Raw genomic sequence first — 20,292 nt, 5'->3', positions numbered from 1 at the left:
ACCTTCTATTTAACTGTTGCTTTTTAATTCATCCCTCAATTCCTTAGGAAGTAAAAAATCAAAATCGCATCCTAACTCCGCTTGTAAAACTGTATTTTCAAATAACAACCCATAGCCACGATCATAAAATGGCTCTGGCTGTACCCATTTTGACTTCCTCTTCTCTAATTCTTCTTCATCAACAAGTAATTGAAGACGCCGATCATGGATATCCAATTTAATTTCATCTCCATTTTCAATTAATCCGAACGGTCCTCCGACAGCAGATTCTGGAGATATATGAACTACCAACGTTCCATAAGAAGTTCCGCTTATTCTTCCATCAGATATACGCACCATATCACGCACACCTTTTTCTAATAGTTTCTGTGGAATAGGTATTTGCCCTTCTTCCGGCATACCTGGAGCACCTTTTGGCCCGAGATTTTTCAAAACTAATACACTATTCTCCTCGACATCGAGATTTGGGTCATCAATCCGCTTCTTCATATCTTCCAAAGAATCAAATACTACTGCTTTTCCTTTATGTTGAAAGAATTTCTTGGATACAGCTGTTTTCTTAATAAGTGAACCACCAGGGGAAAGGTTTCCTTTTAAAACAGCAATGCCCCCGTCTGATTCAATTGGCTCAGTCAACGGAAAGATAACTTTTCTATCCAAGACATGGACATCCATCAAATTCTCTTCCACTGTTCTACCTGTTACCGTCATACATTCTCTATGTAAAAGAGGTTCCAACTCTTTCATTAGAGAAGGTACACCACCAGCTTCAAAGTACTCTTCCATTTGGTATTGTCCAGATGGCCGCAAATTCAATAAAAATGGCGTTCTTTTGCTTATCTCATCGAACGTCTCTAACGGAAGTTTCATACCGAGACGTTGGGCAATAGCAACCATATGAATAATACTATTTGTTGAGCCACCACTCGCCATCGTTACGGTGATCGCATTTTCGATAGCTTCTCTTGTCATAATATCTTTAGGCTTTAAATTTTCTTTTACTAATTGAACAATTCGATTCCCTGTCATCTGTGACATATGACGCCTTCTTGAATCGACAGCAGGTATTGCTGCACACCCAGGTAGAGCCATTCCTAATCCTTCTGCAATCGATGCCATCGTACTAGCTGTCCCCATTACCATACAATGTCCGTCACTCCGGCAAATAGCATTTTCTGCTTCTGCAAGTTGAGCACCATCCAAATTTCCTGCTTTATGTTCTAAGGTAAAACGATAACAATCTGTACAAGCACCGAGGCTTTCCCCGCCCAGCCTGCCATTCAACATCGGCCCTCCCGTTAGGATGATGGATGGTATATTCGCACTGGCAGCGGCCATTAATTGAGCGGGGACCGTTTTATCACAGCCTCCCAATAAAACAACTCCATCAATAGGATGGGCTTTCATCATTTCCTCTGTATCCATGGCCATTAAATTTCGTAACAGCATAGATGTTGGTTTAATATATGGCTCCCCAAGAGAGATCGTCGGAAATTCCATTGGTGTTCCACCCGCTTGCCAGACTCCTCTCTTTACATGTTCAACGAGTTCGTTAAAATGCGAATGACACTTGTTTAATTCACTAAACGTATTGCATATACCAATGATTGGCTTCTTTATATCATCTTCCGTATAACCAATTGATTTTGTAAAAGAACGATGTACAAATCCCCACAGGGTTTGATCAGCAAAATATGTCTCACTTTTTCTCGTTTCGTTACTCAAAGACAGTACCTCCTATCGATTGTTAAATGAAAATGTTGGTAACCCTTGTACATCCATGTTGATACGGAATAATCCCCCAGAATAAGGATGAAATGCTAACTCCTTTTCTGTTAATCCTGTACGAGCACTCGTAACGTATAATTCATTCCGTTTCTCTCCACCAAAGACACAAGAAGTAACACGAGGCACTGGCAGTTTGATTGTTTCTAATAAATTTCTATTATTAGGATCCCAGCAACAAATGACCCCTGCATCCCAATGTGCCACCCATAGATTCCCTTCCATGTCACCTGACATGCCATCAGGCAATTTAAATTTCTCTGGTATAATCACAACAGTTCTCTTATTGTTAATATCACCTGTATTCAAGTCATAATCGAAAGCTACTATCTTATATGCTAACGTATCAATATAATACATGGTTTGATAATCCGGAGACCAGGTTATGCCATTGGAACATCCAACAGATTGAATCTTCGTTGCTATCGAATAATCTAGTTGGAGACAAAATAATTCCCCAGTAAACTTTTCAGCATCTACTCCATTAACAGTTCCTACCCAAAAACGTCCGAATGGATCACATTTGCCATCATTAAATATATTTTCAGAATGCTTATTGGGATTCGTGATAAATGTCTTTTTTTCCGTTTCAAGATGGAATAAATAAATGCCGCTTTCTGTGGCCATAATCACTTCCTGTTCATTCTTAGGAGCAACACTTCCAATATGCTCGCCTATTTCCATTTTTCGATTTCGTTCATTTTTAGGATCATATATATATAAATTCCCTCGAGCACTGTCGATCCAATAGAGTACCTGGCCTTCGCTATCCCAGGAAGGACTTTCTCCTAAATGCGCCTTTTCATCTTGGACTAGTTCCCAAGTTTTATCCAACTATCCCACCTCACCACACTACTAATTTAAAAACACTCGTCTTACAATTCGCTCGCATTGGCTAAATGACCACCGTCAATGACTAAAACAGTACCCGTAATATAAGTTGCTTGGTCAGAAGATAAAAAGTAGACCCCATCCGCTACTTCTTCCACTGTTCCTAATCTTTTCATAGGTGTTTTCTCCGTTAAATTCAATGTCTCATCTCCTTTTTTTAATTTTTTATCCAATGGTGTATCAATAAAGCCGGGTGCTACTGCATTTACTCTAATATTGTACGGTGCCAACTCTACAGCTAACGATTGTGTCAATAAATTAATTCCCCCTTTTGAAGCATTGTAATGGGCTAAGTACGAACTGCCAGCCAAGCCATTTTTAGATGAGATATTTACAATGCAGCCAGGAATTTGATCTTGTATCATTCGCTTTGCTATCCATTGGCTGAGAATAAAATTTGCCCTAAGATTCACTTGCATGATCTGATCCCAATTTTCTATTGGAATTTCAATAACAGGTTCCCTAACAGCTAAACCAGCATTATTAACTAAAATATCTATCCCTTCCCAATAGGCATAAGCCTTCTCCGCTTTTTCTTCTATATCTTCAACATTTTGCAAGTCACAGACAATGGGCAGAATTCGATTATGATAGGTACGACACTCCGCAGCTAAAATGGATAAGTGCTCTTCATCGTTATCCAATATGGCAACACGACAATTGTTTTTTAGATACTTTTGAACAATCCCCTTTCCTATGCCCTTAGCTCCTCCAGTAACTAACACTCTTTTTTGCACATGAACACCCTCTCTCTTTTCAAGATTGAAACATTTACCATTTACTTATATCTGGCATTGTGACTTGTTTTCCATCTGAAGTGATTGACTCCTCAGATAAAATTCCAGGCAATGTCAGTTGTAAAGCCTTATAGATATCAATATTCAGAGGCTTGTCATGCATAATGCAATCTAGGAAATCTTTAATCATATAATAGTCTGCTCCCCAATGGTTAGCGTTTTTTGGTTCAACCGGCATTTTCAAATAATCTTCTGGTAAAAATTCAGGATAAAATGCTTCAAGATCCATCCATTCTTCACTAGATGGATTATAATCTTTTAACCATACGCGATGCTTCTCTCCAGGAACGCTTGGTGCTTCATAACAACCCTTGGTTCCTTGTAAGGAATAATACCGCATAATATGTGGTCGATTAGAAGTTAAATCTAATCGTATTTTTATCAGCGCATCACTTTCTGTTCTGCATAACATAATCGTTGTGTCATCAATTTCATTATCTGGAGATGTATGTGATCCGGAACCTAAACAATTTACATATTGAACGCTTTCGTTAAACCAATTTAATATAGGCCCAAGACTATGTGTCCCATAATTACAACCGCGTTTTCCCATGGTGTCTGTTTTCCGCCACGTTGGATCACCATTTTCATCGTATTGTAAATGTTTCACATTATGTATATACGCTCCCTCCGAATAATAAATCTCGCCAAATAAACCTTTCTTAACCATATTTTGTATAGCAACATTTTCTCGTATATAACAATAATTTTCCGCCATCATGTATTTCGCCTTACTTCGTTTGACTGCATCCAATAATAATTTACATTCTTCCAAAGTTGTTGCCGCGGTTACTTCTGACAGTACATGGATATCCTTATTCAAAGCTGAAATTGCTTGACGCGCGTGCATATGAATAGGAGATGTTAACACAACGACATCAATACCATCGTTAAGGAATTCCTCATAGTTAGAAAAGGTTCTTTTCACACCATACTTTTCTGAAAACTTCATCAGAGCTTCTTCATTCGTATCCATAATGGCTTTCACTTCTACATCATTAAATAAGTTAAAATCTTCATAAAAATCAGCTCCTCGTGTTGTACCAACTATTCCAATCTTCAGTTTATTCATATAAGATCTCTCCTAAATAAATTTATGAAATTTACAAATTAAACGAGCTAATGTAACATCTTTTGTTTAACTTTTTTATTCATGATATTTGGCTACCATCCTCAAACCCATTTTTTAGCATTTGAGGATGGTTATTATTCATATATTAAATGATCCCACTCTACGAAGCCACTTTAAAACTTTTGAATGAATGAAAAAGATACTAAATGAGCTCTTTTAAAACATCCTCTATTGCTTGTAATGTGTTATCAATATCTTCTTTCGTGTGGCTATAACTAATATGATTCCGTTTAATATTCATCGGCATTTTGAAAAAGCCTCGCTCAATCAGTTTCTTTCGATAACTGACATACATTTCCGCATCGTTCTTCATTAAATCTGTATAATTTTTCGGTTCAAAATCCATAAAATATGTTGTCCAAACAGATCCAAATCCAGCTACATATGCTTTCATGCCGAGTCTTTCATGTATTTCGCGAATGCCATTTCTCATTCTATCCCCAAGTTCAAAAATATGTTGATGAACCGGTTCTGTTTCCATAATTTCCATGGTAGCAATCGTTGCTGAAGTACCAACAGCATGCCCATTGTATGTACCAGCAAACCAAACGTCTCCACCAGGATTGGTATTGTACCGCTCCATATATTCTTTCTTGCCGGCGACTGCGGCCATCGGGAAACCATTCGCCATTGCTTTCCCCATTGTTGTCAAATCAGGCGTTACATCAGCAACCTTTTGAAAACCGCCTAAGCCATGGCGAAATCCTGTAATCACCTCATCAAAAATCAATACCGCATTATTTTCATCACACAAATCACGCAACCCCTGCAAAAATCCATCTTCTGGCATCACACAGCCTATATTATGTGGAATTGGTTCTACAATGATTGCCGCAACTTCATTCTTGTTTTTATGAAAAGTAGCTGCAACATCGTCTAAATCATTGAATGTACAAATCAGTGTATTATCAATTGCTTCATCCATCATTCCAGCAGAACCTGGGTCACGCTTGCCTATCATATCAGGAGCACTTAACATATTTCTCGCTACATAATCATGCCATCCATGATAACACCCCTGAAATTTAATTAATTTAGTTCTATTTGTTATAGCCCTTGAAAGTCTTATCGCATGATACGTAGCTTCTGAACCCGAATTGCAAAACAATACCTGATCCGCCGAAGGAACGTTCTTTGTTATTTTATCTGCACATTTAATCTCTAAATCAGTGGTACCTACTCCATATAAGTCTGTTGTTGAAAGAGCTTCAATTACTTGATCATTTACTGCTTTATAATTATGACCTAATATATATGGTCCGAATGCGGATTGATAATCAACATATTTGTTTCCATCCGCATCATAAATGTAAGCGCCTTCTGATTTAGTAAAAATTAAATGGGGATCCACATTCCTTATAGAAGTGTGTACGCCACCAGGGGTATATTTTATTGCCTCTTCATATAATTCTTTACTTTTCGTATTTAACATTTCTAAAAAACCTCCCTATTTTTAATCATGCAAAATGTAGAGCGAAACGACATCACCAAACGAAAGCGCTTTCTAATTGTTTTTAAAATGATCCTCCCCTTTACAATTTAAAATAGTCTACAAAATAAATACACATGAGACATTTCCTAACGAATAAAGCAAACGAAATACATAATACTGAACTTAGTTCTCCTTGTTGAACAAGTATAATGTGCTAATATTAGTTTTGTCAATAGTTAATTTTCTGTTTTATCTGTTAACCGTTGAAAAATACATGAAAAAGTCCGAACCGATTGAAATTCAAATGAATGTTAGAATTTCAATCGGTTCGGACTCTCCTTTATATCACATACCATTTTCTTTTAATGTCATATAAATCATAAAGAAACAGGTATACGAAATCACCTATTATATACTTTTTGCGATGTCTTGTGCTGTTTCACGAACTAGTTCTCCAATTTTTGAAAATCGATCTTTAGGTAATTGAGAGGTATGGCCTGTTACACTAATTGCAGTTGGAGTAGTATGGCGAGCATTAATTATCGGAGCAGCAATGCATCTAACACCAATCTCGCCTTCCTCATCTTCAATAGCATAACCGTTCTGGCGGACAGCACGAAGAGATTCCTTGAAAGTCGTCATATCAGTAATTGTATTCGGTGTTGCCTTATCCAAATTTTCAAATGTCACTATTTGGTCAAGCTCCGATTCACTCAAGTAAGCTGCTATTGCTTTTCCTAATCCCGTTAAATGAATTTCCGTCTTCAGGCCGGGATACGTGGAGAATTTTATGAAACTATCCGGTTCTTCTTTTGCTATATACATGATTTGATTTTCATGAAGGATGCCTAAATGTACAGTAAAACCCGATTCTCCCATCAAACGTTTCATATATGGTTTTGCCAATTCTATCATATTACTATCAGATACATACGTCATTCCAATTTGAAACATTTTGGGACCAATTTGAAAACGACCATTGAGATCTTTTTGAACCATATTATGGTACTCAAGCGTCTTCATAATTGCAAAAACCGTAGCTTTTGGTAAATCAAGCATTTTACAAATTTCTGTTCCCGTATATGTATCTTTCGACTCACTAATAAGTTTTAGTATTTTAATTGTTCTTTCCAAAGCTGGTACGTGATATTTTTCCAATTAGCTCCCCCCAATTACGTTATCTGTTTACAAAGGACTATATATGATTTGTTTAAAATATAACTCTTTGACCAATGAATTAGTTCAGTATATAAACTCGCGTTCGTAATATAGTACCATTATAAGAATATGTTTTTTCTTTTGTCAAGATATCATGTTTGCGTCAACTATTTATGATTACTCTTTAAAGATTTTTAAGACCTTTATTCGGATTAATTAAACTTTTATTCTGATTTCGATAGAGAGTAAGCTTAATTTTGTTATGGAAAATAAAATATCATTTCATTTTCTCTAAAACCCAATGTAAAAGATATATATGTAATTAATTACTCTGAAATTTCACTCAATAAACCCCTTAATTACCAGGCGCAAAAATATTGAAACAATTATAGTACTAAGATTTACTTAAATGTATAAAAATATTGCCAATCGCAAGCTGTTTAAAAGGGGCTTGCAGTTAAATATAGAAAGCATTCTTTCAAATATTTATCCCTTACCAATCTAAATATATTAATACGAGAAATATCCTCCAAGAAAATCTTGGAACAACCTGTTTTCTTCTGTATCCGCACGAGTAACGATATAAGTAGATGCCTTTGGAAGCTTTAACTCCGGTGTTCTTACTTCCAGTAATCTCCCTTCTATTAGTTCCCGATTCAAAGCGATTTTAGGAAGAAAAGAGAAACCTAGCCCTTCCTCGATAAATTTTTTCGTAATGTGGACCTGTGTAACAACCATAGTACGTACCTTGTGATACTTTACATGGATCGCATTTAATAGATCATCCCAGTATTCTGGATGATTATAGGTGAATAATGTCTGATTTTCAAATAGATCATGAATATCAATTGGCGGGCTGCTTTCTAAATCACCGCCATCATGGGAGCATACGCAAATCACATCATCTTCTTTTATTTTCTCCACTTGCAATGATCCTTGTACGGGTTTCATCTGCAATAATCCGAGATCTGCTTCTCCTTTTTCAATCATTTCGCTTATTTCCATTGATTCTTTTATCTGCACAATCACTTCTACATCCATGTGCCGCTCCATAAATTGTCTAATAATATATGGAAGAATGGAGGCAGCTAATAATGGAGAAATAGCGATGGTTAACTTTCTTTTATACCCTTGTTCCCAAGCCAGTAAATCATGAGTTCCACGGTCATAGCTGGATAATATTAACCGGGCATGCGGCAAAAATCGGCGTCCAGCTTCCGTAAGAATGATATTACGTCCAGACCGGCTAAAAAATTGTGTGCCAATATCTCTTTCAAGCTGTTTAATATGTGCCGTTACCGTTGGCTGTGCCATATATAGCTTTTCTGCCGTTTTTCTAAAATTTTCACTTTCTGCAGCCATAATAAAGGTCCGTAACCAATTTATATTCATCTCTTCCCCCTGATTGATTATGATTTTTAATCATTTAGTTAATAAATAACTAATATTCATTATTATATATCTCATTTATAATAGACACAAATAGTAAAAATGGAGGAATTATAATGAATTTTCGACCTGGTCTTGAAGGTATTACAGCAGTACAAACCAATTTGAGTTCTGTAGATGGTGAAAATGGCCGCTTGATTTTTCGTGGATACCATGCAGATGAATTAGCTCGTAAGTATACGTTTGAAGAAGTTATCTATTTACTCTGGTATGGGGAACTGCCGGCACAAAATGAATTAAAAAAATTGAAAAAGCAGCTTCATGAAGCAAGAAATTTACCGGAGTACATCATTCGTATTATTGATGAATTACCAGAAGATATGGAAATGATGGCTGTTTTAAGAACAAGTATATCTTCTTTGAAAGCGAATCCAGAATGGCCGCCAACATTAGAAGAAGCAACCCGTATCACAGCTATCATACCAACTATACTTGCTTATCGTTATCGATCTTTACACCATTTAGAATTTATTGCGCCTAATCATCAATTAGATCATGTGTCCAATTACTTGTATATGCTTACTGGTAAAATACCGAAAGACGCACATATCAAAGTTTTAAATGCTTATTTTATTCTTACGGCAGAACATGGTATGAATGCCGCAACGTTCACGTCCAGGGTAATTGCATCTACTGAATCTGATTTGTTTTCTGCCGTTTGTGGAGCAATTGGTGCTATGAAAGGGCCATTACATGGAGGTGCACCAACCGGTGTCATGTCAATGTTAAACGAGATAGGTACAATGGAAAATACCGAAGATTGGTTGAGAAAAAAACTAAATAACAATGAAAAACTGATGGGATTCGGACATCGTGTTTATAAAACAAATGATCCCCGGGCTGAGGCATTAAGCGATGTCATTGAAAGTTTATCGGCTAATGATGATTGGTTTGCCCTTGCAAGGTATGTGGAAAATACCGCAATTCGCTTGCTTAAAGAATATAAACCTGGACGAAGACTTTATACCAATGTTGAGTTTTATGCAGCAGCTGTTTTCAAAGCTATAGATCTGCCGGAAATGCTGTATACACCAACATTTACTGCAAGCAGGACAGCCGGATGGAGTGCTCATGTTCTGGAGCAAGCAGAAAACAATCGGATATTCCGTCCTCTTTCTGAGTATACTGGATTGGAGAATATGATTAATGAAAATACTCAAAGAGGCTAAGAGAAGACTAACCTCTTGGGCAAATACTGCACTAAAATATTAATCGATAAACTCTTAAATGTTCGTAAACATTATAAAGTGAAACTTCCTTCAGCGGGGTTCTTTCATCCCCTGCTGAAGGAAGTTTCGCCTTATCTAATTCATGTTTACCGAACATAAAATAGTTATATTTACATTAACTACTGCTCTATCTTTCAGCAAAATTGGCTTTCTCACTAAAAAAACAAAGCTTAATATAAACTTTTTCCAGATTTCTGTTTAAACAAAGTCTTTCCACTCGCCTCACTCACTATATCAATAGTAACACCACGATTAATCCGCTTCGCACTCTCATACAAGAACAACCACGCAAGACCAATAGACAATACGAACATCAGCAGCAAGCCCAGACTGATTACGATCAGTGGATTACTTGCTTTCCATGTAAGTAAAACGCCAAATAAACTAAATACGAAACCGAAAAATCCAGAACTTTCCGCGCCCAGATCAACAACAAATGGAGCTGCCTCACCAGGTACGAGCATTAATGCGTAAGGGATGCTTAAAACAGCCAAATACACATATGCCAACAATAATAGAAACATAGACGTTCCAAAGGTTAACCGCTGCTGGGGATTGCCCGGATTAAACCGTGCACCAATTGTTCCGATCCAAATGCCGATGGAGCTGATTCCGATGGTAATTCCAGCTTTCACCACAATTCCAAAGATGAACTGCCACCATGCCCAGCCAAGAAATACTCCTACAATACATTCCAAGATCGTTAAAATAATAAATGGCAGCAGCCAGCTGATCCATAGCTTTCCTAAGGCAATATCGCGGCCTGATAATGGGAGCGTGCGTAAAATCCACGCAGACAATCCTTCCCGTGCAATAGCCGCAGCAGCAAGCTGTCCGTTAAACAATGCATAAATAAATAAAAAGAAGCCTTGAGCAATGGGCCATGAAATATCATTAAATCCGCGAAGATCACTTAAGCGGATGCCACCACTGAAGAAACCAATAACCGGAAAAACGATGAAAAAGGCAAGCGGTAAAAATGTCATCCATTCTCTCATATCACGCTTAATGGAAAACCATTCTTTCTTCCCGATCGCAATAACTGGATGTGATACACCCTGCGCACGCTCTTTTTTAGGTTTACGCTTTTTCTTTTTCCCGCTTCCTTCACTTAGTCTAACCCAACCCGTGCGGAATCCTTTTTCAACTAATGTCGTCGTAAGTAAAATCAACACTCCGGCAAAAAGTATCAATAAAATCATTGGCAGGAAAAAGCTCATTGAACCATTTGCTGCCTGAATTAATGCATCACTTCCCCAGCTTACCGGTACCCAATCCGGTAAAACTGGAAGCCCTGCCATAAGAGACTCTGATAATGAACGGTTATTTGATATTTGCGGTAACATAAATATCAAATAGACAAACAATCCTGACAGAAAGGTCATCGCTGTCATCAATTCATTTGCTCGTCTTGCAGGAATAAGCTGTATGACAACCAAATTAAGCAGGTAGGCAATGGAAAGCCCAATGGTAGCCGCTGTAAACAACATACATACAAGTACGAAATAATAGATAATATTTGCGCCGCTGGCCACCCCATAAGCTGTAAGTGGTACTAAAAGAAATAAAAAAACAGTCAAAGGTGCGCCGATAAAACTTTGCATGTACTTCATTATAAAAATTTGTCTCGTTTTAATCGGCATGGTGAACAGAAACTCTAAATCGGTTGCCGAGTACAAGTGTTTAAACACTTCTGGCATCCCGATTAAAATAATCATTCCAATAATCATTAACAAGCTGAAAGAAAAGATCCCATCTAAAATGGGCTCAGTCACCGAACCGGCAATGTTCCATATCGCCTGAGAGACAAAAAACAACAGAACAGCCAAGACTGCAAAAACAAAAAGATAGGCAAAATAATTTTTAAGATTTTGTGATTTGAGTGTATTTACAAATATTCTGCGCTGATTCTTGAGCAAAACCTTTATCATGATGGACCACCTGGTTGATTTTCTTTCGCCATCTCCTCAATAATCGCTTCTTGGTCATCACTGCCTGTTAATTCTAAGAAAATTTCTTCAAGACTTCCCTCTGTACGTCCGTCTTTTTCCCTTAATTCATCCATTGTTCCAAGTGCGATGATAGCACCATCTGAAATAATACCGATCCGGTCACACATCTGTTCCGCGATTTCAAGAATATGTGTTGTTAAAAACACCGTCATGCCTTTATCGCATTCTTCTCTGAGCAAATTTTTAAGATTCCGTGCACTTTTAGGATCAAGCCCCACGGTTGGTTCATCTAAAAATAAAATTTCCGGATCATGGACGAGTGCTCCACAGATTGCAATTTTCTGCTTCATCCCATGAGAATATCCTTCTATTAATTCATTAGCCCGGTCCGTCAGTCCAAATATGGACAGTAACTGCTCCGCCCGTTCTTTAAAATGATCCGATGATATTTGAAATACAGATGCTACAAACTCCAGATATTCCCATCCAGTCAGTTTCGGATATAAATTTGGCTGGTCTGGAACATAAGCAATCTGCTTTTTCGCTTCAAGCGGATTTTTCCAAATATCATAACCATTTATTTCAATCGTTCCATTTGTTGGCTCAAGCAATCCAGTCATCATTTTAATCGTCGTTGTTTTTCCTGCCCCATTTGGCCCTAAAAATCCAAACAGTTCGCCTTTTCTCACTTCAAAATTAATCTGTTTGACAGCAGCTTGATTTCCATATTTCTTTTCAAGCTCTAAAATTTTGATGGATCGTTCACTCATTTTTTGCCTCCTTGTATATCCCATTCATTTATTCGGTAAAAGAGTAACTTTAATTTTCTGCTATTTCTTCAACAATCAAATCAATACATTTGTTATTTGTTTTTTTATACAGTAAATATTATTAACTTTCAATTAATTCCTTTCAAATAGATTCCGCTAATATATGTGCATTATTAATTACTCAGCACCCTAATTATTACAAATCCTGCCCTGCGTGTAAAATAGTTTAAAGTACGATACTAGCTTTTTAAATAGATTTCATCATGCCATAACTTATTGATTTTCACGTCTCTCCAATGACTGACAATAAGCAGTGCAGCGATAATTGAACAATTAATCATCAAACCTGAATAAATTTGCCAGCCTAGATTACCCTTATGATGAATAATTTGAAAGATAAAATATGGAATTAGCAGCATACTTACTGCAAATATGACATATGTAATCTTATTATTCACTTTTAACACCTCCGCTTCCTTTTTGCTTCATCAATTTCTTTCGATTCAACGTTAAATAATAAAACTCTAAAGCTGTCATCAAATATATCCTTCCTTTGATGACAGCCCCTTCTCTTTAAACTTAAAAATAGTCTTATAGAGTTCCTTGCTTCCGAACCAGACACATAATACCGCTAATAAGCAGGAAGATGCCAGGAATAATACCAAACCCTATGGTAACAATCGATCCTAAGATAGAAATCACAATGAAAATCGAACCTGCAATTTTCGGCTGTTTATTCCCTTTAATCAAGAAAATCGCTGCAAGGCTTAAAATAATCGCGAGGATAGAAGTAATGAGAAGCGCCCACCCTCCTGCGCCCATTCCTTCCATGACCGTATTCAGATCATTAAGACCCATTTCTGGATTTTGCTCTACTACTTCTTGAAGGAGGTCTTCATTATTTTGCAGAAATAACATAAACCCGCCTAAAGCTGCAACCAGTCCATATCCGACCATTCCAATGACACCTAATACAATTTCAACCGTTCTTTTCATTATCTTTATACCTCCCTAAATCTCTTATTGACCTGCAATATCTCTCTTAGTAAATATTCCCCAAGAAGCTGCTAAAAACACTACAAAATAAACAAGTAAAACCATGATGGAAAACGGCAACGTCATCCCGTCCACCCAAGGTGCGTCATTCGCATATTGGCTTAAATCTGTGTTCGCAAATAAGATATATTTAGCCCATGCATACTCCGAGAAAAAACTGACAATGGAATTCCCAGCCATCATTAGAAATACCGCTGTTCCAATGGCAAGTGCACTATTGCGGAAAATGCTTGAAATCATAAAGGCAAAGGTTGCCATCATTACTAAATTAACGAGTTTATAGCCATAGTTTGTAATTATCTCATGAATAACCGATACATATTCCAAACCGCCGACCTTATCCATGACGATTTGCGGATTTAATCCTTCCACACCAAAGAACACGGCACCAATCACCCATGAAAAGACAACCACAAATAACAGTGTAATCAAAGCGAATAGCAGGACTGCCAAATATTTGGATAATAGTATTTTTGATCTGGAGATAGGACGGATAAGTAAAAGTTTTATCGTACCCCATCTAAATTCATTCGCAACAATCCCTGCTGCGATAATGATCGTTAATAAACTTACGATGGACAGCATGATGTTCATCTCCATCACAAATTGCCACGCATCATACCCCGCCGGCTGAATATCATTTTCTAAATAGTAATTGTTTTGCTCAATCAAACCCATATTAAAGTCTTCCAGGAGCTCTTCCTCTTCCATCTCCTTCGTCAGCTCTTCATTCTCTTCCTGCAGCTCCGCACGCCATGAATCCTGACTGTAATCCTCTCTTACGTCACCAAAAAAGCTTGTTAACATGCCATATCCCGCAATAATAACTGCTAAAAGTATGTATATGATCCAGGTTGATTTTTGTATATATATTTTATTTATTTCGTTTCGGATTAAATTCACCAGGTTACTCAATGACATTCTCTCCAATCAAATCAAAGAATTTTTCTTCTAATGTCGCTCTGGATACTTCTACTTGATAAATCAAAATATCATTTCGCACGAATGTTTGAATGATATTAGGAATTTCTTCTCTTTGACTTTGAAAGGATATGAAACCATTGGTGAGAACGGCCTCTATAATATGCTCTGTGCTTAACAGTTCTATTGCTTTCTCTGCAGGTGTTACTTCCATCTGAATCTGATGGGAATTCTGCTCTGTATCTGCTGCATCATGAACATTTTGAATCGTAATAAGCTCTCCATTTTTAATAATTCCAATCCGGTCACACATTAATTCGATTTCTGATAAGAGATGACTGGAAATAATAACTGCAACATTTTGCTCTTCAGCCAATCGTCGAATATAGTGTCGTATCTCTCGGATACCTGCAGGATCAAGCCCGTTTGTCGGCTCATCTAAGATTAAAACAGACGGATTATGTAATAAGGCTTGAGCAATCCCTAACCTTTGCCGCATTCCTAGCGAGTATTTGCCGACTTTTTCTTTGATCGCCTTTTCCAGGCCTACTAAGCAAATAACCTCCTGTATCCGCTCCTTGCTGACATCCGGAAGCATACGCGCAAAATGTACCAGATTTTGCATCCCTGTCATAAACGGATACATTTCTGGATTCTCAACAATGGCTCCAACCTCTTTAATAGCCTCCTTATAATCGTTTTTAATGCTTTTGCCCAGTATCTGTACGTCTCCACCGGACATTTTTATCAGACCTACCATCATTCGAATGGTTGTTGTTTTACCCGCACCGTTTGGGCCGATGAAGCCAAAGACTTCTCCTGACTTAATCTCAAAGTTTAGCCCTTTAATAATTTCGGTTTTTCCAATTGTTTTCTTTAAATCAATTAGTTTCATTGCTGTGTTTTCCAAAAAGTTCCCTCCATATAATATTGTTGTCTTTATTATCGGTATTTTTACAAAATAATGAAATTCATAAGTTTATTTTCACTATTTATTCTGCACGCTGTACACTTATAAATATAATCTCCATTGCTACGATTAAAAATTTCACTTGCCTTTTTAGATGGGGATGATTCTCTGCTGTATCTATCAAAATACAAATATATATAATCCTAAATCATTGAAGTAAATACGAAGATAAATAAAGCGAAGATCGTTGTATTTTCCATAAAAAATTCCTTCATTCAAACATTGATAGAAGATCATTTCCGTTTCCTAATGTATTGATGAATAAAGCGACAATAATAAGCGGATGTATCTTTACTTTTTTCACGGGGAGTCACCTCCTGTTTCAAGGATGTTTATTTAAGTCCGAGCTCAACACCATACTTTCCGCCCTCTCTATCATTTCATTTTTCTCAACTTCGGAACCAATCATAATGATGGAATATCTTAACCCCTCTTCATCCCAAGTAATACTATTGACAACCCTTTCATAGTCCGCCTTCTTTCCCCGGATTTCCACATCAGCTTTTTCAATTTCCATCTCTTCAGGAGAATGAAAAATAGATAAGTAGAACATGGGCATATCCGCTTTGGAATAATACGTTAAATTTAACTCATTACGGGTTATTATTCCGTCGATGTGATGCATTTCGATATCCTTTAAATCAAATTCATTCTCGGGAAACAGATAAAATGCTTGTTGGAGAATTTCTTCTGCCTCTGCTAATGTTACTGTATCTGGAGCAAATGATTCTAAATCCTTTATTTCAACATCATCTGGAATATTCAAAGCGAAGGTATCTGCTGCAAATACTGGTGATAAATCGATTTCTTTATATTCCAGTTCTGTTCGGATGCCGCCCGCTTCGGAAATCATTTTAATAATAAATCCAGTTTTCTGGTCCACCCACAATGCTGTATCTCCAAATACATGATCAGAAACTTTTGCTTTTGCTTCTATATGGAATGTATCAAAATCTAGTATTTTTTCTTCCCCAATTAATTCAAGCGCATGAGAATACTTCGTGATGCCCAGCATTCCATTCATTTTCCCTTTAGAATCATGTGATTCTGCATCTTCCTCTGCTGTTATTTCCATCTCGAACGCACGATGATTATATTTATCATAGATAATTGTTTTTGTACCATCATTCAAAGCTTCCGTTCTTTTATCTTTCCCTGCCAGCTGGTCATGCGTAATGGTTTTTCTTTTGCCATTTGCGACGTATTCTTTTAAGATACTGTGCTCTATTAGTGCATTTCCTTGATATACTTTTGATTCGGATAACGTATAATAATGATCCATTCCTTCTCCTGCTTCAACCGCCTTGCGCATGATTTCTTCAGCAGATACGTTCATATCTTTTCGCCTCCTGATTTGGTAAAAGGCTGCATACGGGCCTATGTTCTTTTTATATACATTGGACGGTATGCAGCCTTTTTGATGTGGAAAATGCATTTGAAAAACTGATCTTTTCTATTGTTCTGAACTTAATATCATCTCTTCCGTCAACTCCAAAACTTCTTCTTCCATATCCGGATCATTAATCAGTAAAGAATAACGCAAACCATCTTCATCCCAGTAATAATTGTTGATGGATTCTTCATACGCTGCAACATTCCCTCTAATTTCAACATCTGATTCTTCTATTTCCATGTCCGCTGGAGACTCAAATATAGATAAATTAAACATAGGTATTTCATCATCTGATATATAGGTTAAATTTAATTCTTTTCTCTGCAATTCCCCGTCTGAACCATATAGTTCAATTTCGCCCAAATGATAATCTTCTTCAGAAAACATATAGAAAGCTTGCCCAAGCTCTTCTTCTGCTTCTTCTACGGAAATAAATTCAGAAGAAAAATTATCCTCCATATCTGTAATTTCTATCTCTTCCGGAATATCAAGTGTGAATGTATCTTCTGTAAAATCAGGCGAAAAGTCCAGCTCTGTATAAACTGATTCCATTTTAGAATCACCTGTTTCTGAAATGGTTTTTAGAATTATCCACGTTTCCTTATCTACCCAAATCTCCATATCTCCCATTAAACTATTCGCTTCTTTCGCCTCCAGCTTCATATGAAAGGTATCTCGATCCAATAATTGTTCGTCTCCAATTACTTCATAGTCATGAGAGTCTTCCATTCCAGCCAGCATATTTTGAAAAATCTCTTTTGGACTGATTTGAATACCTTCGAAAACGGATGTATCCATTTCCTGCGCTGTTCCGTCACTTTTATTATACATCACCATTTTTTCACCATTATTAAGCGTCTCTATTTCTTCTTCCCCTGCTTCTGTATCTCCACGCATGATTATTTTCCGATTATTTCCTGAAGCGTATTCTTCCATTACCGATTCCTCTATGATGTCTTCTCCTTCATATACTGTCATTTCAGATTTTCCATAAAATTCATCTATTTCCTCTACCTCTGTTTCCACCACATTATGAATAATCTCCTCTGCAGATACCTCCACATTTTGTGAACATCCACCTAATACCAGAAACAAAATACTAGCTGCTATCAAGCTTGCTTTCCATCTAAATTTAGACATAATTTATCTCCTCTCTTTAATCCAGCAGGCAAACAACGTTCCTTTTCCTGCTGTTGACCAGATATTTATTTTTCCTTCATGGTTTTCCATAATAAATTTTGCAATACTTAAGCCAAGGCCTGAGCTTGTTCCTTTCCCTCTGGAAATATCATCTTGATAAAATGGTTCAAATACTTTTTTCATCTGGCTTTCTTCCATTCCTTTTCCTTCATTTTGAATCAGAAGTACCGTTCCATCTGTTCTCCACAGATTTACTTCTTCTTTTAATTCAGGGAAAACCCAATCTGGCAGTGATTTTGTTGATGCTATTGCCCCTATCCAAATTTCACCATGCTCTGGTGTATGACGAATACTATTATCCATGAGATTATCTACCAGCCGAATCATTTGTTTTGGATCCAATTCATAAGCGTTTCTAACATGCCATTCAGTAGTTAACTGAATATTTTTCTTCGCACAGGGTTCTTCATAGCCTGAAAATAACATGTCAAAAAACTCTTCTCCATTTACTTGCACCGGTTGGAGAATATTCTTAGAGGATTGCAGTGCTGTGAAAATAGATAAATCATCAATCAATTGCTTCATATGATTTAATTTATCATTGAGAATCAATTGGTATTCTGTCCTTTCTTCCTTTGATAAATCATGATTTTCCATAGCCTCCGTATATGTGCGGATTACCGTCAGAGGTGTTTTTAAATCATGTGATAAAGCAGCTACCATATATTCTTTTTCTTCCTGCTGTTTGACAAGTTCCTCTCTTGTTTCCGTAATTTGTTTTTTCATTTCCTCAAATTGGTTATTTAATTCTCCTATTTCATCTTTTGATTGATTTAGTTTTTTATCTGTATTTTTCCCAACAGCAAAAGCTTGCATATGCGCTTGCAACTGATGCAGCGGGCGATTCAGTTTACGGTTTATCGCTCGTATGACAATAACATAGAGCAGAATGAAAAAAATCCCTGAAAGAATGATTGTAAGTAATAGCTGCTGATTGGAGGTCTCAACCCAATCCGTTCTTCCTTGTGTAATTTCGTAAACACCAGTCAGCTGTTCATTCTCATCAAATACAGGCCTCTTATACACATACGTTTTTGGTCGTCTCTGCATCTCATTTAGATTTTTAAGTATTCTATCCTGATTTTGTAATGGATAATATCCAGTATTCCCCTCCATCGTTGAGAATACATGAAGGCCATCATAACGATATAAATCGATGCTCAGATTATCATCACCAATCTCTGTTAATTCTTGAAAACGGTTATTATCCAAAGATTGATATAAAGAAACATCATTCAAAGTCTCATTTAGATTGGAAACTAGTATTTGAAAATCAACATATTCTTTTAAATTTTCTTCTTGATTATAACTCTGTAAACTGACATAAAGCAGATACACCGCCACAACCGGCAGCAGCATCACCACAAGATGGCTCACCATCAGCCAATTTTTAATCTTCATGATAACGGCTCTCCTACAAAACGATAGCCTGCTCCCCAAACTGTTTGAATAAATTTCGCCTGTTTTCCAGTATCCTTTAATTTCGTGCGAAGACTCTTAATATGCACGGTCACCGTATTATTACCGTTCACATTTTTCAGCTGCCAAATATGCTCATAAATGTGTGCTTTCTCAAACGTAATAAACGGATTCCGGGCAAGTAAGAATAAAATTTCCTTTTCCTTCGCCGTCAGAACAAGAAGCTCACCCTCCAAAAATACTGCGTCATTTAAGAAATCAATCGCTAATCCATGTGCATACTGTGACATTTGCGCATCATAGCTTTTACTTGTATAACGCTGATATCTTCTTAAATGGGATTGAACCCGCGCCGTTAATTCCTTAAGACTGAACGGCTTGGTTAAATAATCATCTGCACCTAAATTCAATCCGCGTATTTTACTGTCATCCTCTCCTTTTGCACTGACGATTAATAAGGGTACATCGCTTTCCAAACGGATTTTTTCACACAGATCATAGCCATCCATCTCCGGCATCATCAAATCAACAAGTATGATGGAAAAGTCACCTGCTTTAAAATCCTCCCAGCCTTCTACACCAGTAGATGCCCATGTCGTTTGAAACCCTTCCCTGTCCAGATGATCCTTCATAATCCGGGCAATTTCATAATCATCTTCTACAATTAAAATGTTTGTTCTCTCTTCCATTGGAACCCCTCTCTCTGACTACTTTGAGTATAAATCATGCATGACGCTG

18 protein-coding genes are annotated in these 20,292 nt (G+C 37.0%); 1 reads left to right on the top strand and 17 read right to left on the bottom strand.

All coding sequences use genetic code 11. From position 1 onward, the window contains the following. Positions 1-9 precede the first annotated feature (9 nt). From ACFO3P_RS19915 to ACFO3P_RS19885, 7 genes are all read right to left on the bottom strand, one after another. Positions 10-1,725 (bottom strand): IlvD/Edd family dehydratase, encoded by a 1,716-nt coding sequence (locus ACFO3P_RS19915; protein ID WP_193064095.1) that lies wholly within the window; start codon positions 1,723-1,725, stop codon positions 10-12. Between the two features lie 12 nt (positions 1,726-1,737). Next, the gene (locus ACFO3P_RS19910; RefSeq protein ID WP_193064096.1) at positions 1,738-2,619 is read right to left on the bottom strand and encodes an SMP-30/gluconolactonase/LRE family protein; all 882 of its coding nucleotides are present in this window, start codon (positions 2,617-2,619) and stop codon (positions 1,738-1,740) included. Positions 2,620-2,660: 41 nt separating this feature from the next. Next, a complete protein-coding gene (locus ACFO3P_RS19905) occupies positions 2,661-3,413 on the bottom strand; it encodes an SDR family NAD(P)-dependent oxidoreductase (protein ID WP_193064097.1) in 753 nt (250 codons plus the stop codon). A 34-nt stretch (positions 3,414-3,447) separates the two neighbouring features. Then, positions 3,448-4,545 (bottom strand): Gfo/Idh/MocA family protein, encoded by a 1,098-nt coding sequence (locus ACFO3P_RS19900; RefSeq protein ID WP_193064098.1) that lies wholly within the window; start codon positions 4,543-4,545, stop codon positions 3,448-3,450. Positions 4,546-4,747: 202 nt separating this feature from the next. Further along, positions 4,748-6,037 carry an aspartate aminotransferase family protein gene (locus tag ACFO3P_RS19895; RefSeq protein WP_193064099.1) on the bottom strand — a complete coding sequence of 430 codons (1,290 nt, stop codon included), beginning with the start codon at positions 6,035-6,037 and terminating at the stop codon, positions 4,748-4,750. Positions 6,038-6,445: 408 nt separating this feature from the next. Next, complete coding sequence (locus ACFO3P_RS19890) at positions 6,446-7,195, bottom strand: IclR family transcriptional regulator (RefSeq protein WP_042533591.1); 750 nt, start codon at positions 7,193-7,195, stop codon at positions 6,446-6,448. Between the two features lie 510 nt (positions 7,196-7,705). After that, positions 7,706-8,587 carry a LysR family transcriptional regulator gene (locus ACFO3P_RS19885; RefSeq protein WP_193064100.1) on the bottom strand — a complete coding sequence of 294 codons (882 nt, stop codon included), beginning with the start codon at positions 8,585-8,587 and terminating at the stop codon, positions 7,706-7,708. A gap of 113 nt (positions 8,588-8,700) precedes the next feature. Here ACFO3P_RS19885 and ACFO3P_RS19880 point away from each other — a divergent pair, with 113 nt between their 5' ends. After that, positions 8,701-9,813, top strand: coding sequence for a citrate synthase/methylcitrate synthase (locus ACFO3P_RS19880; protein WP_042533589.1), 1,113 nt, complete (start codon positions 8,701-8,703; stop codon positions 9,811-9,813). A gap of 230 nt (positions 9,814-10,043) precedes the next feature. Here the strand turns inward: ACFO3P_RS19880 and ACFO3P_RS19875 are convergent, their stop codons facing one another. From ACFO3P_RS19875 to ACFO3P_RS19830, 10 genes are all read right to left on the bottom strand, one after another. Further along, entirely contained in the window at positions 10,044-11,804 is a 1,761-nt protein-coding gene (locus tag ACFO3P_RS19875) for a putative ABC transporter permease subunit (protein WP_193064101.1), read from the bottom strand. Then, the gene (locus ACFO3P_RS19870; RefSeq protein WP_042533587.1) at positions 11,801-12,595 is read right to left on the bottom strand and encodes an ABC transporter ATP-binding protein; all 795 of its coding nucleotides are present in this window, start codon (positions 12,593-12,595) and stop codon (positions 11,801-11,803) included. The genes ACFO3P_RS19875 and ACFO3P_RS19870 overlap by 4 nt, the downstream gene beginning before the upstream one ends. Positions 12,596-12,834: 239 nt before the next feature. Further along, the gene (locus tag ACFO3P_RS19865) at positions 12,835-13,053 is read right to left on the bottom strand and encodes a hypothetical protein (RefSeq protein ID WP_042533586.1); all 219 of its coding nucleotides are present in this window, start codon (positions 13,051-13,053) and stop codon (positions 12,835-12,837) included. A 133-nt stretch (positions 13,054-13,186) separates the two neighbouring features. Next, a complete protein-coding gene (locus ACFO3P_RS19860) occupies positions 13,187-13,591 on the bottom strand; it encodes a DUF4064 domain-containing protein (RefSeq protein ID WP_193064102.1) in 405 nt (134 codons plus the stop codon). A gap of 24 nt (positions 13,592-13,615) precedes the next feature. After that, complete coding sequence (locus ACFO3P_RS19855) at positions 13,616-14,566, bottom strand: ABC transporter permease (RefSeq protein WP_193064103.1); 951 nt, start codon at positions 14,564-14,566, stop codon at positions 13,616-13,618. Beyond that, entirely contained in the window at positions 14,559-15,482 is a 924-nt protein-coding gene (locus tag ACFO3P_RS19850; RefSeq protein ID WP_193064104.1) for an ABC transporter ATP-binding protein, read from the bottom strand. The genes ACFO3P_RS19855 and ACFO3P_RS19850 overlap by 8 nt, the downstream gene beginning before the upstream one ends. A 382-nt stretch (positions 15,483-15,864) precedes the next feature. Next, positions 15,865-16,878, bottom strand: coding sequence for a LolA family protein (locus tag ACFO3P_RS19845; RefSeq protein WP_193064105.1), 1,014 nt, complete (start codon positions 16,876-16,878; stop codon positions 15,865-15,867). A 117-nt stretch (positions 16,879-16,995) separates the two neighbouring features. Next, positions 16,996-18,075, bottom strand: coding sequence for a LolA family protein (locus ACFO3P_RS19840; RefSeq protein WP_193064106.1), 1,080 nt, complete (start codon positions 18,073-18,075; stop codon positions 16,996-16,998). Positions 18,076-18,078: 3 nt separating this feature from the next. Further along, positions 18,079-19,536, bottom strand: a complete 1,458-nt coding sequence (locus ACFO3P_RS19835) for a HAMP domain-containing sensor histidine kinase (protein ID WP_042533580.1) — start codon at positions 19,534-19,536, stop codon at positions 18,079-18,081. Beyond that, on the bottom strand, positions 19,533-20,243 hold the full coding sequence (locus ACFO3P_RS19830) for a response regulator transcription factor (protein ID WP_042533579.1): 711 nt from the start codon (positions 20,241-20,243) through the stop codon (positions 19,533-19,535). The genes ACFO3P_RS19835 and ACFO3P_RS19830 overlap by 4 nt, the downstream gene beginning before the upstream one ends. Positions 20,244-20,292: the final 49 nt, after the last annotated feature.

Origin of the sequence: Oceanobacillus aidingensis (assembly GCF_042654105.1) — a bacterium.
In the GTDB taxonomy this organism is placed as follows: Bacteria; Bacillota; Bacilli; order Bacillales; family Amphibacillaceae; genus Oceanobacillus; species Oceanobacillus oncorhynchi.
This window is presented reverse-complemented; position numbering and strand designations above follow the sequence as displayed.

Excerpts from the sequence above, each read along its gene's own strand:
- ACFO3P_RS19840 (WP_193064106.1), bottom strand. The coding sequence starts at position 18,075 with ATGTCTAAATTTAGATGGAAAGCAAGCTTGATAGCAGCTAGTATTTTG.
- ACFO3P_RS19875 (WP_193064101.1), bottom strand. The coding sequence starts at position 11,804 with ATGATAAAGGTTTTGCTCAAGAATCAGCGCAGAATATTTGTAAATACA.
- ACFO3P_RS19845 (WP_193064105.1), bottom strand. The coding sequence starts at position 16,878 with ATGAACGTATCTGCTGAAGAAATCATGCGCAAGGCGGTTGAAGCAGGA.
- ACFO3P_RS19860 (WP_193064102.1), bottom strand. The coding sequence starts at position 13,591 with ATGAAAAGAACGGTTGAAATTGTATTAGGTGTCATTGGAATGGTCGGA.
- ACFO3P_RS19830 (WP_042533579.1), bottom strand. The coding sequence starts at position 20,243 with ATGGAAGAGAGAACAAACATTTTAATTGTAGAAGATGATTATGAAATT.
- ACFO3P_RS19880 (WP_042533589.1), top strand. The coding sequence starts at position 8,701 with ATGAATTTTCGACCTGGTCTTGAAGGTATTACAGCAGTACAAACCAAT.
- ACFO3P_RS19835 (WP_042533580.1), bottom strand. The coding sequence starts at position 19,536 with ATGAAGATTAAAAATTGGCTGATGGTGAGCCATCTTGTGGTGATGCTG.
- ACFO3P_RS19900 (WP_193064098.1), bottom strand. The coding sequence starts at position 4,545 with ATGAATAAACTGAAGATTGGAATAGTTGGTACAACACGAGGAGCTGAT.
- ACFO3P_RS19870 (WP_042533587.1), bottom strand. The coding sequence starts at position 12,595 with ATGAGTGAACGATCCATCAAAATTTTAGAGCTTGAAAAGAAATATGGA.
- ACFO3P_RS19895 (WP_193064099.1), bottom strand. The coding sequence starts at position 6,037 with ATGTTAAATACGAAAAGTAAAGAATTATATGAAGAGGCAATAAAATAT.
- ACFO3P_RS19885 (WP_193064100.1), bottom strand. The coding sequence starts at position 8,587 with ATGAATATAAATTGGTTACGGACCTTTATTATGGCTGCAGAAAGTGAA.